Source organism: Fodinibius saliphilus (assembly GCF_005869845.1).
In the GTDB taxonomy this organism is placed as follows: domain Bacteria; phylum Bacteroidota; class Rhodothermia; order Balneolales; family Balneolaceae; genus Fodinibius; species Fodinibius saliphilus.
Genome location: NZ_VAWF01000002.1, coordinates 488,515 through 504,535, shown reverse-complemented (window position 1 = coordinate 504,535; position 16,021 = coordinate 488,515). Strand labels below are relative to the sequence as shown.

The 16,021-nt window shown below is 40.5% G+C and carries 14 protein-coding genes; 3 read left to right on the top strand and 11 right to left on the bottom strand.

Features of this window, described 5'->3' with window-relative positions; all coding sequences use genetic code 11:
- Positions 1-17: 17 nt before the first annotated feature.
- From FCN14_RS10315 to gcvT, 4 genes are read right to left on the bottom strand one after another with little or no spacing between them, the layout of a single operon-like run.
- Positions 18-653 carry a LolA family protein gene (locus tag FCN14_RS10315; protein ID WP_138431199.1) on the bottom strand — a complete coding sequence of 212 codons (636 nt, stop codon included), beginning with the start codon at positions 651-653 and terminating at the stop codon, positions 18-20.
- Positions 628-3,162 carry a DNA translocase FtsK gene (locus FCN14_RS10310; RefSeq protein ID WP_138431198.1) on the bottom strand — a complete coding sequence of 845 codons (2,535 nt, stop codon included), beginning with the start codon at positions 3,160-3,162 and terminating at the stop codon, positions 628-630. Before FCN14_RS10310 ends, FCN14_RS10315 begins: the two co-directional genes overlap by 26 nt.
- Positions 3,146-3,886: a 2-phosphosulfolactate phosphatase gene (locus FCN14_RS10305; RefSeq protein ID WP_138431197.1), complete on the bottom strand. Its 741-nt coding sequence runs from the start codon at positions 3,884-3,886 to the stop codon at positions 3,146-3,148. The genes FCN14_RS10310 and FCN14_RS10305 overlap by 17 nt, the downstream gene beginning before the upstream one ends.
- Before the next feature lie 59 nt (positions 3,887-3,945).
- Entirely contained in the window at positions 3,946-5,040 is a 1,095-nt protein-coding gene (gene gcvT, locus FCN14_RS10300; RefSeq protein ID WP_138431196.1) for a glycine cleavage system aminomethyltransferase GcvT, read from the bottom strand.
- 385 nt (positions 5,041-5,425) lie between these two features.
- On the opposite strand from gcvT, the gene FCN14_RS10295 reads away from it, so the two are divergent.
- Positions 5,426-6,580, top strand: a complete 1,155-nt coding sequence (locus tag FCN14_RS10295) for an Mrp/NBP35 family ATP-binding protein (RefSeq protein ID WP_138431195.1) — start codon at positions 5,426-5,428, stop codon at positions 6,578-6,580.
- A gap of 160 nt (positions 6,581-6,740) precedes the next feature.
- On the opposite strand, the gene FCN14_RS10290 is transcribed toward FCN14_RS10295, so the two are convergent.
- Positions 6,741-7,667: a formimidoylglutamase gene (locus FCN14_RS10290; RefSeq protein WP_171032884.1), complete on the bottom strand. Its 927-nt coding sequence runs from the start codon at positions 7,665-7,667 to the stop codon at positions 6,741-6,743.
- 154 nt (positions 7,668-7,821) lie between these two features.
- Positions 7,822-8,220, bottom strand: a complete 399-nt coding sequence (locus FCN14_RS10285) for a VOC family protein (protein WP_246043145.1) — start codon at positions 8,218-8,220, stop codon at positions 7,822-7,824.
- Between the two features lie 187 nt (positions 8,221-8,407).
- Between FCN14_RS10285 and FCN14_RS10280 the strand changes: the two genes are divergently transcribed.
- Positions 8,408-9,481 (top strand): hypothetical protein, encoded by a 1,074-nt coding sequence (locus tag FCN14_RS10280; RefSeq protein ID WP_138431193.1) that lies wholly within the window; start codon positions 8,408-8,410, stop codon positions 9,479-9,481.
- 3 nt (positions 9,482-9,484) lie between these two features.
- Here FCN14_RS10280 and FCN14_RS10275 read toward each other — a convergent pair whose 3' ends face one another.
- From FCN14_RS10275 to hutI, 3 genes are all read right to left on the bottom strand, one after another.
- A complete protein-coding gene (locus FCN14_RS10275; protein ID WP_138431192.1) occupies positions 9,485-9,793 on the bottom strand; it encodes a hypothetical protein in 309 nt (102 codons plus the stop codon).
- Between the two features lie 28 nt (positions 9,794-9,821).
- Positions 9,822-10,421 (bottom strand): adenylate/guanylate cyclase domain-containing protein, encoded by a 600-nt coding sequence (locus FCN14_RS10270; protein ID WP_138431191.1) that lies wholly within the window; start codon positions 10,419-10,421, stop codon positions 9,822-9,824.
- Positions 10,422-10,494: 73 nt separating this feature from the next.
- Entirely contained in the window at positions 10,495-11,709 is a 1,215-nt protein-coding gene (hutI, locus tag FCN14_RS10265; RefSeq protein ID WP_138431190.1) for an imidazolonepropionase, read from the bottom strand.
- 195 nt (positions 11,710-11,904) lie between these two features.
- Between hutI and FCN14_RS10260 the strand changes: the two genes are divergently transcribed.
- A complete protein-coding gene (locus FCN14_RS10260; protein WP_138431189.1) occupies positions 11,905-13,155 on the top strand; it encodes a hypothetical protein in 1,251 nt (416 codons plus the stop codon).
- Between the two features lie 20 nt (positions 13,156-13,175).
- Here FCN14_RS10260 and hutH read toward each other — a convergent pair whose 3' ends face one another.
- Both hutH and FCN14_RS10250 read right to left on the bottom strand, forming a co-directional pair.
- On the bottom strand, positions 13,176-14,672 hold the full coding sequence (gene hutH / locus FCN14_RS10255) for a histidine ammonia-lyase (RefSeq protein ID WP_138431188.1): 1,497 nt from the start codon (positions 14,670-14,672) through the stop codon (positions 13,176-13,178).
- Between the two features lie 181 nt (positions 14,673-14,853).
- Positions 14,854-16,014 carry an iron-containing alcohol dehydrogenase gene (locus FCN14_RS10250; protein WP_138431187.1) on the bottom strand — a complete coding sequence of 387 codons (1,161 nt, stop codon included), beginning with the start codon at positions 16,012-16,014 and terminating at the stop codon, positions 14,854-14,856.
- Between the last annotated feature and the right edge of the window lie 7 nt (positions 16,015-16,021).

Genomic DNA, 16,021 nt, shown 5'->3' with positions numbered 1-16,021 from the left:
ATAATCGTTTTAGAACGCTAGTTACGCATATCAACAACTTCTGCTCCCTGGGGATAATCCAACACGAAAAGCCCCTCTTGAGCTTCAATAAATTTCCCATTTCGAAAACAAGTTGTAATAATATTATCAACAGGATCAACTGCACGAATCTTTTGAGGGACAAGTGCTAACGAAAGATAAATTTCTACTTTTTTGTATATCGCAAAAGGATCGTCGGAAGCCAAACGGATATATATCTGGTTGTCTTGTTTTTCTTGAGTTTTAATAGCAAAGGTAGAATCAATGCCGTTTAGTATACGAGAGGGAGCGAAATCGTCTTCTTTGGGTTCATATTTACTTATAATCACCCTGTTTCTCCTGTCATCATACACCATCGATACTTGACCGTCAACCACTACCAACTGGTTATTACCACTAATTTTATACCGTTGCTGACCAACCCATATTTTACCGCGACTTGATACCGTATCCTGCGTATATGAATCTATGGATTCGTGACTAAAAGCCGCTTTAAAAACATCACCTTGCTCAAATTTTTGTTTAAGCTTATCCAAATGAGTGGTTTGCGCTTTAAGTGTTAATGAACATCCTGTTAAAAAACATACTACAAATAAGAATCGAAATATATTACCGTTCAAATTCGTCCAGATCATCTAATAACTGTTCTAATTCTTCTTCATCTTCAACCAATACATCGCGCGCCGTACTCCCTTGGTAAGGACCTACCACACCTGCGTTGAATAACTGGTCCACAATACGCCCGGCCCGATTATATCCAATCTTAAGCTTACGCTGCAACAGAGATACGGACCCCTGTTGATGCAAAACAATAACTTTAGCTGCGGCCTCAAAAAGTTCATCGATATCTTCAAGCGGATCGGGAATATCGCCACTTGAAGAAGACTCGTCTTGTAAAACAGGCAATTCGTACTTTTTATTATATCCTTTTTGTTTTCCAATAAAGTCGGTAATCTCTTCGACCTCTTCCGTAGAAACAAAAGCATTTTGTATACGAGTCATACCGCCTCCATTGGTAAATAGCATATCCCCCCGTCCAATCAGCTGGTCGGCCCCTCCGGTATCCAGAATTGTTCTGGAGTCTACCTTAGAGGCTACTTGATAGGCAATACGTCCCGGGAAGTTCGCTTTTATAGTACCGGTAATGACATTTACCGACGGACGTTGCGTCGCCACTACCAAATGTATACCAACAGCCCGGGCCAGCTGTGCCAGACGAGCAATAGGTTCTTCAATCTGTTTCCCGGCCGTCATCATCAAATCAGCCAGCTCATCTATAAGTACTACGATATATGGTAAGTGCCGGTGCCCTTCCTCTTCATTAAGCTCTCCGTTATCAAACTTTTTATTATAAGCTCGTATATCACGAACCATCCCATCTTTAAGAAGATCATAGCGCTCATCCATCTCTTTAGTAAGGCTTTCAAGCGTTTCTTGGGCGGCAGAAGTTTCTGTAATAATAGGCTCTTCTGCCCCGGGAAGTGTGGCCAGAAAATGATCTTCTATCTTCTGGAATAGGGAAAGCTCAATTTTCTTAGGATCAATCATCACAAATTTCAGATCATCCGGATGACACTTGTAGAGCAAACAGGTAATGATTGTATTCATACCCACCGTTTTACCAGAGCCTGTAGCCCCTGCAATCAACAAGTGAGGCATCTTAGTAAGGTCTACCATGAATACTTCATTTTCAATGGTCTTACCAAAAGCCAGGGGCAGTTCATGATCGCTTTCAACAAATTTCTTTGTGTTGATAACAGACTTTATAAATACAGTCTCTCGGGCGCCATTCGGCACTTCAATACCGACCGCAGAACGTCCCGGTATGGGTGCCATAATGCGCAAACCTTTGGCCGCGGTCGCCATCTTAAGGTCATTGGCATAGCTTTCAATCTTACTAATCTTTACATCCGGAGCCGGGTCCAACTCATAAAGTGTAACCGTGGGGCCCACAATAGCATTAATACTTCGAATTTCAATATTGTGGCGTTTCAGCTTATCAAGAATAATACGCTTATTCTCTTTTATCTCCTCTAGGTCAACCTCGTTACCTTCATTGGGCGGAGAGTCAAGCAAGTCTATCGTTGGAAACTTATACTTGACACGAGGTACCTCCTTTGCTTTGTCCTTATTCTGTTTATCTAGTTCTTTCTCATCGGCCTGCTCGTCACCTTCTCCGACGTATACCGAAATATCTACATCATCCTCTTCGTCTTCTGCAATTTTCTTTTTCTCGATATCAGCCCGCGGACGTTGGTCAAGAGACTGAACCTCTTCCTCCTCACGCCGCATACGTTCAAGATCTTGTTGCTGCGACTGTTCTACAATTTCATCAATAGATTTAGGCTTAGACTCCTCCTCTTCTTGTTTAGCAGGAGTGGAATTAGTTTCTGACTTTGAAGAAGTGGAATTTGTTTTGCTCCTTTTTTCAGCTCTGCGTTGTCGCTTAATCTCTTTTTCTTTTGCTTTCTGCTTCTTCTTTTCCTGTTTAGCTTCTTTCTTGGCTTGTCTATGTTCCTTCCAGTCTGCAAAAGATTCTTTAATACCAGCAATCCATTCTTTGAATCGCTCAACAGTATGTTGCAGGTCACGATCCAACAGTGCCAATAGCGTAGTAAGCAACAATACGGAAAGGATAATAATGGAGCCAATACCGGTTATATTCTGAAGAATCCGCGATATAGCAATACCGGCAGAACCATTCCATACCGAAGAATACCAATCATATTCGATATTAAACCATCCGAGTATGCTTGATAGCAAAACCATACTCCATATGCCATATACGGTGGGCCACAGCATCTGGGTAATATCGCGATCACGAAAGATAAACCACCCATATCCCAAAATAATAAGGGGCACAATAATACTCATATATCCAAAAAGGAGATATACAAAAAAGTGGGCCAGATATGCGCCGATAACGCCTAACCAGTTTTGAATACGCAGGGCAGGTCCCTGATCAAGCATAAATAGGCTATCACTCGAAAGAGATTGTATAAGTGTGAAGTCTGCCGGATCATAACTAATGATACTAAGCCCTATCAGACCACCTACAGCCATGGTCAAAATCCCCAATATTTCCATCTTCCGGGATTCTGAAAGACCTCCCAAAAAATTTCCCGAACTATTTTTCTTTGTCATTGAAATCTGAAATAATTCCTTCGTTTAATATCGGAAGCACCTGCAGTTTACTACGTTGACAGCAATAAGAGATATCTTCTTCACTGACAACACCTTTCAACCGCACCGCGTAATTTGATGACTTAATACTTCCTTCTATATCATCAGCAAATTTTTCATAAAGACCAAAAGCCACTTTTACGGCATCGCGTGCATTAACAGGCAGCTTACCCGAACAAAGTTCGTAAATAATATTTCCAGCACAAAGTAAATCCTCAAAGGAGAGTCGACCACGCCAGCCTGCACAAACCAACACTACTTCTTCGTCGATCTGCTGCAGGTAATCAACAATTGTATTTAAATTCAGGAAGGCGCCTACTATAATTTGAGTAGCATGCCCCGAACGTCTTATTGCCTTTGTACCGTTAGTTGTATTTAATATTACAGTCTTATTAACGATTTCTTCACCCGTATGTTCCAGCGGGGAGTTGGTAAAATCGTACCCATCAATTTTTATCCCATTCTTTTCACCACTCATCAAAAAGCTCTCAGAGTCAAGGTTGTGCGATATTTTACTTGCATCACCCATATCACCAACCGGGATAACTCCTTTTGCACCGTGATGCAGTGCTGTAACCATCGTTGAGCTGGCTCGCAATACATCAATCATTACCACCGCTTTATCCCGAAGGTCTTCTTCCTGGAACGAATGGGCAGATGAAAAAACGTCAAGTGAATCAATCATAAATAGCTCGTACCAATTACCTTTTAAAAAAATTACAGGCCATAAGACCTATATGCCTTCTATTTAACAAACGGGGGTTTTACTACCGTTGCTTCGGCTTTTTTGTTTCTGATTTCAACAAAAACCGTATTCTCTTCCTCGGCGTGATCAATAGCCACATATCCCATACCAATATTTTTGCCAAGGGTAATAGATCGTGACCCACTTGTCACAAAACCAATTTCATTACCATCCCTATCTAAAATGGCATAGCCCTTACGTGGAATAGAACGCTTATCATCGATAACAATCCCTACCAGTTTACGTTCCAACCCATTCTCTTTTACCTTTTTCAATGCATCACGACCGATAAAGTCACCTTTATCTATCTTGGTTAACCATCCCATTCGTGCTTCCAGCGGATGAGTGTCTTTGGTGATATCATTACCATAAAGGGCATACCCTTTTTCCAGACGCAGGGTATCGCGCGCCCCGAGCCCGCAAGGTTCAATATCAAACTCCTGTCCTGACTCTAAAATAGCATTCCATATTTTAACAGGATCAACATCATTTCTATTAAAATACAGTTCGAATCCTTTTTCACCGGTATAGCCCGTTCCGGATAAGATCACATCATCATAGCCTGCAAGACTACCAATCTCAAAACGATAAAATCCAATTCCTTCCAGATCATTATCTGTGATTTTCTGTAATGTCTTCACTGAGTTGGGCCCTTGAACAGCTAGTAAACAATAGTCATCTGACTTATTTTCAAGCTCCGCATCAAATGTATTATGCTCTTTTATCCAGTTGAAATCTTTTTCAATATTAGATGCATTTACGACAAGCATATAATTGTTTTCTTCCAACATATATACAATTAGATCATCAACAATACCACCATCTTCGTAACACATAGCAGTATATTGCGCTTTGCCCGGCTCCAGTTTTGATACATCGTTTACAGTTACATATTGAATAAGTTGTTCTGCTTCTTCACCGGAAACAAAAAACTCTCCCATATGTGATACATCAAAGATCCCCACATGATCGCGTACCGCATTGTGTTCTTTGCGAATACTGTCATATTGTACGGGCATTTCAAATCCGCCAAAGTTAATAAGTTTTGCTCCGGCTTGTTCATGAAGATCGTAAAAAGGAGTTCGTGTTAACATCGCTTATCTTTGTTTTTCGTTTAATTTCTTTTACCAGCTGTATTTTATTACAGCACATTTGATAATATTCGAAAGACTGATTTCTACAAATCCTTTACTAGAAAAGAATGCTATGTCTTAGAAATAAGTGGGCCAAAATACAGATTAAACAATAGAATTGAGAATGTCTTTTCATTGTTGGCATTACTAATATCGAATAGAAATGACTTAGCTTCTCCTATGACAGCTGTTATTGCAAATATATCTTCAAAAAAAGTGCAATCAAAGCTTTACTCTAGCTTTTCTAGGCAAATTCTTTATCCCTAATCTACATTTAGCATCTGGTATTAAATCCTTATCTTTGAAGACTTCATTCAATAAAGCAACAACCAAGATTTTTAAGCTGATGGCAATTAATAAGCAACAAGTGCGTACAGCACTTACTCATGTGATGCACCCGCAGATGGATAAAGACCTCGTTTCTTTAGATATGATCGAGGATCTGATCGTCCAAGACACCTTTATCACATTTACTATTGACCTCCCCGAAAAAGACGCAAAATTGGAAGCTGACCTTAAAGAAAAGTGTAAGGAAGCTATCCATAAATTTGTTGATAAAGACGCAGTATTGGATATCAATACTGCTGTAAATATTTCTAAATTTCGAAATAACGAAGATAACGGTGAGTTTCCCGGACAAGGACATCGTCAAAAGAAGGAGGATGAAAGTGATGAGGCAGATGCTCTTTCAGGAGTCAAAAATGTTATCGCTGTTGCTTCCGGTAAAGGCGGGGTTGGGAAATCTACGGTTGCGGTAAACCTTGCTTGCGGTTTGGCGCGAACAGGAGCAAAAGTGGGGCTGCTGGATACCGATATTTACGGACCAAGTATCCCAACCATGATGGACACGCACGAGCGTCCCAATATTACAACGAGCAAGAAGCTTATCCCTATGGAAAAGTATGGAGTTCGTTTTCTTTCTATGGGACTTCTTGTTGATCCCGACCAGGCCATGATCTGGCGGGGCCCCATGGTGACCAGTGCTGTTAAACAGTTTATGAACGAGGTAGAATGGGGTGAACTTGACTACTTGGTTCTCGATCTACCTCCCGGCACCGGCGATATTCAGTTAACATTGGTACAAACGGTACCACTTACGGGATCAGTTATTGTTTCTACACCACAGGATGTAGCACTCGACGATGCACGAAAAGGAGTTGCGATGTTTAAAAAAGTGAATGTGCCGGTACTGGGCATCGTTGAAAACATGGCTTACTTTATACCCGAAGATATGCCTGAAAAGAAATACCATATCTTTGGTAAACACGGGGCTCGCAATCTAGCTGACCGTATTGGTACAAACTTCCTTGGAGAAATTCCATTAGAGCAAAAAGTACGTGAGAGTGGTGACGAAGGAAAGCCTATCGTTCTCGATGAAGAGCTGGATTCGGTCTCAGCCAAGAAATTTGTTGAGCTTTCAAACAATGTGATTCAGCAGTTGGCAATCCGTAACAAAGAGCAAGATCCTACGGAGAAGATCGACATTAAGATTAAACCCTAAGTATTAGGCTGCTGAACAGTTTACAGTGGACTTATTAACCCCTCCTCCTTCCGGGTCAGAGCACTGGAAGGAGCTTAAAAGTCATATATATCTACCCCTCTTAGCTATTAGAAGAGGGAGATCTTAGAGATACTGAGCTAAGATCAGCACACACTATACCCTATCGCTGGCTTAAACCCAACATAAAATGCCATACGGTAAGAGCTGCAAGCTTGGCTGTTTGCGCATCTCGATCAAAATTGGGGTTCAACTCTGATATATCAAAAGACGTAACCTTTTCATTTCGCCCTGCCAGGTATGCCGAGGTCAACCATAAATCAGCAGGCAATCCATTAGTACAGGGAGCACTAACACCCGGAGCCTGCGACTGGTCCACCGCATCCAAATCAAACGTAACCATTAACTGCTCACTTTCATGGCGATGAAATAACCCAGAGATAGCTGTGATATTGGTTTCATCACGAAATTTATAGTGCCCATCGTGATCATTGATAAAAGTTAAGTGCGACTGTGCAACTGAATGTGGCTGTAAGCCTGCAACCAGGTATGTTTCACCGCAATTACTCTCGTGCTCAAGGGCTTGTCTGAAAGGTGATCCGGAATGGGCTTTCCCCTCTTTTAATGGACGAACATCAGAATGCGCATCCAGGTTAAAAATTGAAGTTCGCTTTTCAGACTTTGCATATCCCAGAAAATGACCGAATGCTGTTTCATGTCCTCCTCCCAGGATGATTGGCAGTACCCCTTGCTCTAAAAAACCTGCAACCACATTACCTAATCGTTCGTGGTCCTTTTCCAGATCTCCGGTTACTTCCACATTTCCTACATCTTTACAGTTTTCCAAAAAACTCACAAATGTTTTATAGTACTCAGCACTGGGTGTCATTCGATATAACTGCTTTCGAATAGCATCAGGAGCTTCCGAAGCTCCCGGACGTCCTCCATTGCGACGAACACCTTTATCAGATGGAAATCCCACAATAACATATTCAGGATCATTATTTTGCTCACTCAACCAATGACCTATTCGGGGATCACCTTCTGCTGTTGTAGAAATAGAAATTCCTGAAGGATTAAGTTCAGACACAATTCTTTGCTTTAATTACAAATTATAAAATAGCCCTAAGCATAACATTATTCGGAAGGGTGAGCAAGTGGTAGAACCCCACCTTTTACATAAGCCTCAGCTACACATAAACGACCAATCTTATTTTAAAACTTTTAAAATAATTTGATCTTATTTATTTACTGGAGTGAAGAGCGATACGATTGCCTTCTGTATCTTGCAATATTGCCATAAAACCATATTCATCACTGATAGGCGTTTTCTCCTGCAATACCTTACCACCGAAATTTATAACTCTATCTAATACGCTCTGCAAATTCGGTTCTGCATTCAAATATACTAATGTCCCTTCTTTACTGGGTTTATAGTATTCTTTATGCTTACAGATAGCTCCACTTACTCCCCCCGGTACCACCGGAAACATGCTCATCTTAAATTCATCTCCGAGATCCATATCAATAAGCTCAATATCTAAAATCCCTTCATAAAACCTTTTTGCACGGTCTAAGTTATTAACTGGAATTTCAAACCAAGCTACCGCATTTTTCATCTTCTCCATCATTTTTGATTCCATAACTCCCCTTATTTATAGTTTAATCATATGAGCACCACAGATTCCTTTACTACTTATCACTAGCATAATATTAATCTATGAGAAAACAGACTTATTAACCATTAGAATACGACTGTCCTTTTTACCGTACATTGAGTATTGTATATTAATAGCAGTAGCCCAAACCAAAATCTCACCTTTACTTCTTATGCTAAACCTTAAAAGCTTCAAGCTCTCCTTGCTATTCTGCGTACTATTTATGTTGGGATCTATGACTGCTTTTGCCCAAAACAAATATAGTGGTACCAATCTCAAGTTAGGCTCTATTGATTTTCCCACTTCAGCCACTGGCAAAGCTCAAAAAGAGTTTTTAACAGGTGTGTTGGCACTCCACAGCTTTTGGTATCCAGAGGCAAGAGACCACTTCCAAAGAGCTCAAGATTTAGATCCCTCTTTCGCTATGGCCTACTGGGGAGAGCTAATGACTTATGATCATCCTATTTGGGAACAACATAATCAAACTGCCGGCTCAAAAGTATTAAAGCAGCTAAATGAGCAAATAAATAAAAATGAAGTTAGCTGGACAGAAAGAGAAAAAAGATATATTGAGGCTGTACGTATTCTTTATAATGATAACAAAGAGATGGAAAAACGCCGCACCCAATATGCCCAGGCCATGCAGCAACTGTATGAAAAATACCCCAGTGATGAGACCTTAGCTTTTTCTGCGCTGGCTTCAATGACAACACCTGACTATAGTTATAGCAATCCCAATCCTGACCAGCTTGTTCCTATTGCCGCCAAACTTGAACAGTTATACAAGCATAATCCTAAGCATCCCGGCGGCATGCACTACCTTATTCATATCTATGACAATAGCACATTTGCTAAAATGGGGATTCGACCTGCCAATGATTACTCAGAAGTAGCATACTCATCTTCGCATGCTATTCATATGCCTAGCCACATTTTTAAACAGCTGGAGATGTGGGATAAAGTGATACAGTCTAACATCAGGGCTTATAAAGCATCTGTAGATTGGCAAACAAGAACAAACCGACTCCTCAAAGAACGTGATTATCATTCGTACCGTTGGCTCTTTGAAGCCTATCTGACGGTTGAAAAGTTCGGAAAAGCCTGTGACATCATCAAAAACATGAAACAGGTAGAACAACAAGCTAAAGGAAACAACGAAGAATTAGGAAGAATCCCGAGTACACTAAAGAATTTCCAAAACCAATATAATGACAAGAAAAAAGCCCCTTCTTGTCCATCCAGTTAATAATTAAGAGCTGGGTCGTTCCACAATTTCATTATCCTCGTTAATAAAACCTTCGTAACGGGCCAACTGTATAAGCGTAGTAGAAATAAGCTGATCTAAATTCATAGAAGACGAACGCAACCATTTGTGCGTTGCTTTGTCTTCGGGGTATTTTTCGATGCATTGCTCAGAGTACTCAGTAAAGTTGCGAACCTTTTCCAGTATCTCCATGAGCCGTGCAGGACACTCACATTCTATCATATCAGTGTGCTTCTTCAATTCCTCTATGGCTTTCTCACTAATTTGACTGCCATCCTCTACGGTAATTTGCATAACAACTACTTGAGGTTAAAAAGTATAATTAGTCTTCTAAATCATTCATTGGAAGTAACCAATGCGTTTCAATTTCGTTTCTCTTTCCCTGAATTTGTTTTGGCGACATTTCTTTAAACTGAAACTCTTTTTCCACCCGTTTATAACTCTCATTGGAAAGCAAAATATCTACCGAAAAAAACTTAGTCAATTGCTCTATACGAGCAGTGGTATTAACAACATCTCCCAATACCGTAGTTTGTTTAATCTGTTTCGTCGATATTTCGCCAAGTGCAACGGTACCCGTATGTATTCCGATACCTGCCGATACAACACGTTTCACATCTAAGTAACGGGCAGTATTAATATTTTGTAACTTTCTACGCATTCGTAATGCAGCTTTACACGCATCTTTTACATGATTGGAAGTCCCATTTATAATGCCAAAATGTGCCATGAATCCATCGCCAGTAAACCGATCTACTTTTCCACCCTGCCTTTCTACCTCTTCCCCCAACTCAGTCAATACAGAATTAGCAAATTTTACCGCTTCCAAGGGATCTTCTTCATCAAACAGCTTAGTGAAGTTTCGTATGTCACAAAATAAGATAGTTGCTTCCCACTTTTCAGCCTGAAAATCGTTACTCATAGAATATAATTTTGAGAACTCCCATTTTTATCAAAAACAGATTTTATCTCTCTACCATTTTATAGAGATTTTCTTACGTAATTTTTTGTCCCCTTACATAAGATGCCACGCAATTTGCACCCCTATAATGATACATCCAGAAGTTAGGATCAGGCGCATCGATAATAGCAAAGTCAGCTGATTTTCCTTCTTCAATTGACCCTACCTTGTAATCTCGTTTAATTGCTTTAGCGGCATAAATAGTAGCTCCTTTCAGAACCTCGGCCGGGGTTAATCGGCCTTGATTGCAGCTCAACATCATTGCCAAAGGCAGATCGTAAGTCGGTGCCGACCCCGGATTAAAATCGGTAGCTACTGCAACTTCAACGCCTCCCTCAACCAATCTACGACAATTCAATGGCTCTTCTTGCGTATAAAGTGTTGCAAGCGGTAACGTTACTCCAACTACCCCAGATTTTGCCATAGCCGTGATACCCTGCTCCGAAATTTTCTCAAGATGGTCAGCACTGGCTGCTTCCACTTCGGCTGCCAATTCAGCCCCCCCACAAGAAGTAAGCTGATCAGCATGAAGCTTAGGAGTAAGGCCGGCCGCTTTTGCAGCTAAAAGTATTTTTCGGGATTCTTCTATATTAAATGCCGATTCTTCCGTAAAGACATCGCAGAAATCTGCCAATCTTTTTTCAGCGACAGCGGGAATCATCTCTTCAATAATCAGATCGATATAACTTTCCCTTTCTCCTTTGTATTCAGGCGGAATGGTGTGGGCGCCCAAGAAAGTCGAAATAATATGCAATGAACGCTCTTCATTCAAACGCTGATAAACCTGTAATATCTTCAGTTCATCTGATAGTGATAACCCATAACCGCTTTTACATTCAACGGTAGTCACTCCTTGTTTAACAATCTCTTCTAAAAAGCCAGATGCTTTATTATAAAGGTCCTCTTCTGTAGCCTCACGTGTAGCGTTTACTGTTGATAATATTCCGCCTCCGGCTTTCGCAATATCAAGATAGCTTTCGCCACGAACTCTCATCTCAAACTCATTCGGCCGCCAACCGCCAAAAGCTAAATGTGTGTGACAGTCCACCAATCCGGGAATAACCATACGGCCTTGGGCATCATGTACTTTCTCGCCACTATATTTGACCGGCAAAACAGACTGTTTACCGACCCACTTAATACTTTCTCCTTCCCAAATAATTGCAGCATCTTTGATGTAGTGGATATCTCCCTGCTCCCCTTCATCTTTACAAGTGGCAAGGTAACCTATGTTCTTCAATATTTGCATTGATGCAATATTTTAGTTCAATCAATTATAACCTGTGGAAATTAATATTAAATAATAAGCTTACAATAAAACTGAAAAATTAGAAGAATTAAATGTGACTTAATATTTGAATATTAGTAGATTATAATATAGTGCAAAAAAGAGAGAGCACTTTACATAGTTTATGTACATATAAAAAACGGGAGGGACTTAATTATGTTTATTCTATCTATAAGAAAGATTGTATCCATCGTATGCTTAACGCTGTTCACCTCATCAGTACTTTATTCACAAAGCTACGAATTTAATGATTATCGCAGGCTAAGTTTAACATTTAGCGGGGGAGCCAGTCTGGGGGACAGAAATAATAGCTCCACAATTTTATCAAGCAATTTTACTACCAACACGGATGTTACTCCTGCTTTTGATGCGGGAGTTCAATACGCCTTGACCCCAGCTTGGTCACTCGAACTTGGTTATCGACGTACTCAAATAGTGGGTTCGATAAAACAGTTTGAGACAAATATGAACATGGTCACGCTGAAAAACATTATCAACCTCAACCAGGTTTTATTGCTGAACAGAGCATCTACCCGCATTAACCCTTATTTAACAGCTGGTGTCGGTTATGATATGTTTAAATACAAAGGCCCTGATGGGCAGTTCTACGATCATGACACTAGTTATAATGCGGGATTCGGAATTGCTTATAAAGTGAATAATTTGATTGATGTGTTTACCCATTATGAGTATCGGCTTGGTGCCAATTCTATGGATAACGAAATGGAGGGATGGGGTTCTGATCTCTTAAATTCGCTGACTGGTGGAGTCCGGCTACATTTGGGTAAGAAAAAGTCAAGCCGGCACCTTTCCTGGCGCCCTTCACCAGTGGATTTGAGCCCTGCTGATTATAATCAATTTATAACTCAAAACAATCGAATTGAAAGTTTAAATCGACGCTTAACCCAAGCAGAAGATGCGAATAAAGAAACTGAACGGTATTATAAAAAACTTATCGAAAATAATACCGTTGAAATAGACTCTTTAAAAAGTCAAATCGCTCTTCTAAAAGATAGTATTGAAGAATTAAGAAAAGCCTTGGGAAGCATGCAGTCTGAAATCAGGAAAGTAGAGGTCAACCGGGAGACGGGAGTTGCATATGCCTTGCCTCAAGGACACTATACACAAATATTTGCAACATATTTTTTAGAAACAGCTCAAAAAGTTAGAAATAATGCCCTTAAAAAATTGGGAGAAGATACTCAGGCGGAAAAAAGCAAAATACTTATTATAAAAAGAAAACAATTTTACGAAGTACTAATTGGGGTATTCAATGATTATGAAAATTCTAAAAGGGTCCAAGAAATTATGAATAAAGTACATGATGATGCCTATGTCATATCATTTCCCCGACCGGTAAATTTAAAGCAAGACTTTGAGGGCTTACGTGTAGTAAACGAAAATTAGGCAGTTAAAATATATTTTGTCTAATGTAATTTAGTAGTTTTTTCTTCAACTTGATTGACCATGCTGGAACTCTGCAATAGCTCTACCGCTTTATTGATATCATCTTTAAAGTAATGGTCTTTTTGAGCATGAGGAATAGTATCACGAACATGGTCATGAGCAATTTCTACGCCTCGACCTGGGCGTAAGGGCTTGCGAAAGTCCAGTGCCTGCGCAGCAGTAAAGAGCTCTATGGCCAACACCTGTTCTACATTCTGGTAAACTTCTAATAACTTGAGCGCACTGATACTACCCATACTCACATGGTCTTCTTGGCCCAAACTTGTAGGGATAGAGTCTACTGAGGACGGATGACAAAGCACTTTGTTTTCAGATACCAATGAAGCAGAAGTATATTGCGGAATCATAAAACCAGAATTAATTCCTGTTTCTTCCATCAACAACTCAGGCAACCCATCATGTCCTTCCAACAACAAATAGGTGCGCCGCTCAGAGATACTGGCAAATTCAGCCAAAGCAACTTTGGCATGATCCAGTGCTAGTGCTAAGGGTTGTCCGTGAAAATTCCCTCCGCTAATAATATCCCCATTCTCAAACACCAGTGGATTATCTGTTACTGAGTTTAACTCCGTCTCAATTTGCTCTCGAGAATACCTTAACCCATCACGACTGGCGCCGTGTACCTGAGGTACACATCGCAGGCAATACGGGTCTTGCACCTTCCCACAATTTCGATGTGATTCTAAAATTTCACTTTCTCTCAACAGTTCCCGAACATTTTTAGCTACTTCTTGCTGTCCTTTATGGGATCTAATTTCATGGATACGCTTATCAAAAGGCTTAATACTCCCCTGTAATGCTTCCAGGCTCATAGCTGAAACCAGGTCAGCAGCTTTCATAAGGCTAAGCGATTTTTCAAGCACATATGCTCCATACCCACTCATAAGCTGAGTACCATTGATTAAGGACAGTCCGTCCTTTGCCTGTAAATCAATTGATTCCAAATTGTGATCATTTAACACTTTTTCGGCCGGTATGGTATCCGTTGCATCCGCATTCCAAAACATACCATAACCCAGTAGCGGTAGTGCCATATGGGCTAGGGGCGCCAAGTCACCAGAAGCGCCGACACTTCCTTTTTCGGGCATAGCAGGAATTAGATCATTTTCTATAAAGTAGATCAATCTTTGAAAAGTCTCTTCTGATATTCCGGAGTTGCCCAATCCCAGAGAATGAATCTTAATCTGCAACATCAGTTTTGAAATATCTTTGGGAATAAGATCTCCGACCCCTACCGAATGGGAAAGAATTAAATTACGCTGGAGCTGCTTTAGCTCCTTATCACCAACGCGTTTATTAGCCAGCGCTCCAAATCCCGTATTAATACCATACATAGGCTCATCCCGATCAAGGGCATCTTCTACAATATTCCGAGAGGCCTGTACCGCTTCGGGATTCTTCTTTAATCTTTCAATACTTTCTGATAGATCGGTATAAAGGTTTTGCAGTGTAATCATTTTATTATAGGCTTACTTTTATTTTACCGAAGATAGGATAATCAAAGGATTTGCCCAACCTGCACCTCTTCACAACTTTTTCATATAATAGGTTCTGAAATATATTTTTAAATAAAAAAGGGATTAATGACGGTTTTCATTAATCCCTTTCTACAACTATAATATCAACTACTTGATAAAATCAGTATGCCTTTTTCACAATTTCCTCAACTTTATCAGGATCTATATTTTCATGTTCTCCAAGTCCGAGCCATCCTCGCTCTTTGAAACGACTTGCTATAATTTCAGCGGTTTCTTCGTAGTTATCCGTATAGTCTGACAGTTTTGTATCAATATTGAGAGAGTGGAAAAAAGACTCGGTCTTTTGAATTGCTTTGGTAGCCTTTGAATCCATATCCCCTTCTGTAATATTCCACACTCGCTCCCCATATTGAGCTAGCTTCTCCTTCTTACTCCCGAAGTTTTCTTCGTAATGGCGGGGGGCTATTATCGCTAATGTCCGAGCGTGGTCTATTCCATACAACGCCGTGAGTTCATGCCCCATGGCATGTACAGCCCAATCCGTGGGCACTCCTTTTTGAATTAGACCATTCAGTGCCATTGTACAGCTCCACATAAAGTTTGAGGCGATCTCATAATCCGACTGATCTTCCATTACTTTAGGTGCCACTTCAATAAGAGTCTGCATAATACTCTCAGCAAAACGATCTTGCAGATGCCCACCTGCGGGATATGTCATATATTGCTCTAATACGTGGGTAAATGCATCTGTAATACCATTTGCCAGTTGGCGCTCCGGTACAGTTCTAATAACTGTAGGATCCAAAGCCGAAAACTTCGGGAAAAGTCCAGGCCCACCCATAGCTAATTTTTCCTTTGTCTCTTTGCGTGAGACTACCGCTCCGGAATTCATCTCCGAGCCGGTCGCGGGTAGCGTTAATACTGTCCCAAATGGCAATCCTTCTTCCACACGATTATGTTCTGTTAAGAGTTCCCAGGGATTATCCCCTTCATATAGGGCCGCAGCAGATAAAAACTTAGTTCCATCAATAACCGATCCTCCTCCAACGGCCAACATGAAATCAATATCTTCTTCCTTAATAACATCAAGTGCATCAAGAAGTACTTCATATTCGGGATTCGGGGGAATACCGCCAAATTCCACTACTTTAAAATCTTCCAGCGCATCCTTTACCTGTTCATAAATACCATTTTGTTTAATACTTCCACCGCCATAGGTCATTAGCACCTTGGCACCTTCCGGAATTTCATCTGTTATATTTTCTATTTTCCCCTTTCCAAAAAGGATTTTTGTTGGATTATAAAAATCGAAATTATTCATACTTATT

What these genes read in the sequence shown, in the direction of transcription:
- FCN14_RS10315 (WP_138431199.1), bottom strand. Translation starts at nt 653, where the DNA reads ATGATCTGGACGAATTTGAACGGTAATATATTTCGATTCTTATTTGTA.
- FCN14_RS10310 (WP_138431198.1), bottom strand. Translation starts at nt 3,162, where the DNA reads ATGACAAAGAAAAATAGTTCGGGAAATTTTTTGGGAGGTCTTTCAGAA.
- FCN14_RS10305 (WP_138431197.1), bottom strand. Translation starts at nt 3,886, where the DNA reads ATGATTGATTCACTTGACGTTTTTTCATCTGCCCATTCGTTCCAGGAA.
- gcvT (WP_138431196.1), bottom strand. Translation starts at nt 5,040, where the DNA reads ATGTTAACACGAACTCCTTTTTACGATCTTCATGAACAAGCCGGAGCA.
- FCN14_RS10295 (WP_138431195.1), top strand. Translation starts at nt 5,426, where the DNA reads ATGGCAATTAATAAGCAACAAGTGCGTACAGCACTTACTCATGTGATG.
- FCN14_RS10285 (WP_246043145.1), bottom strand. Translation starts at nt 8,220, where the DNA reads ATGGAATCAAAAATGATGGAGAAGATGAAAAATGCGGTAGCTTGGTTT.
- FCN14_RS10280 (WP_138431193.1), top strand. Translation starts at nt 8,408, where the DNA reads ATGCTAAACCTTAAAAGCTTCAAGCTCTCCTTGCTATTCTGCGTACTA.
- FCN14_RS10275 (WP_138431192.1), bottom strand. Translation starts at nt 9,793, where the DNA reads ATGCAAATTACCGTAGAGGATGGCAGTCAAATTAGTGAGAAAGCCATA.
- FCN14_RS10270 (WP_138431191.1), bottom strand. Translation starts at nt 10,421, where the DNA reads ATGAGTAACGATTTTCAGGCTGAAAAGTGGGAAGCAACTATCTTATTT.
- hutI (WP_138431190.1), bottom strand. Translation starts at nt 11,709, where the DNA reads ATGCAAATATTGAAGAACATAGGTTACCTTGCCACTTGTAAAGATGAA.
- FCN14_RS10260 (WP_138431189.1), top strand. Translation starts at nt 11,905, where the DNA reads ATGTTTATTCTATCTATAAGAAAGATTGTATCCATCGTATGCTTAACG.
- hutH (WP_138431188.1), bottom strand. Translation starts at nt 14,672, where the DNA reads ATGATTACACTGCAAAACCTTTATACCGATCTATCAGAAAGTATTGAA.
- FCN14_RS10250 (WP_138431187.1), bottom strand. Translation starts at nt 16,014, where the DNA reads ATGAATAATTTCGATTTTTATAATCCAACAAAAATCCTTTTTGGAAAG.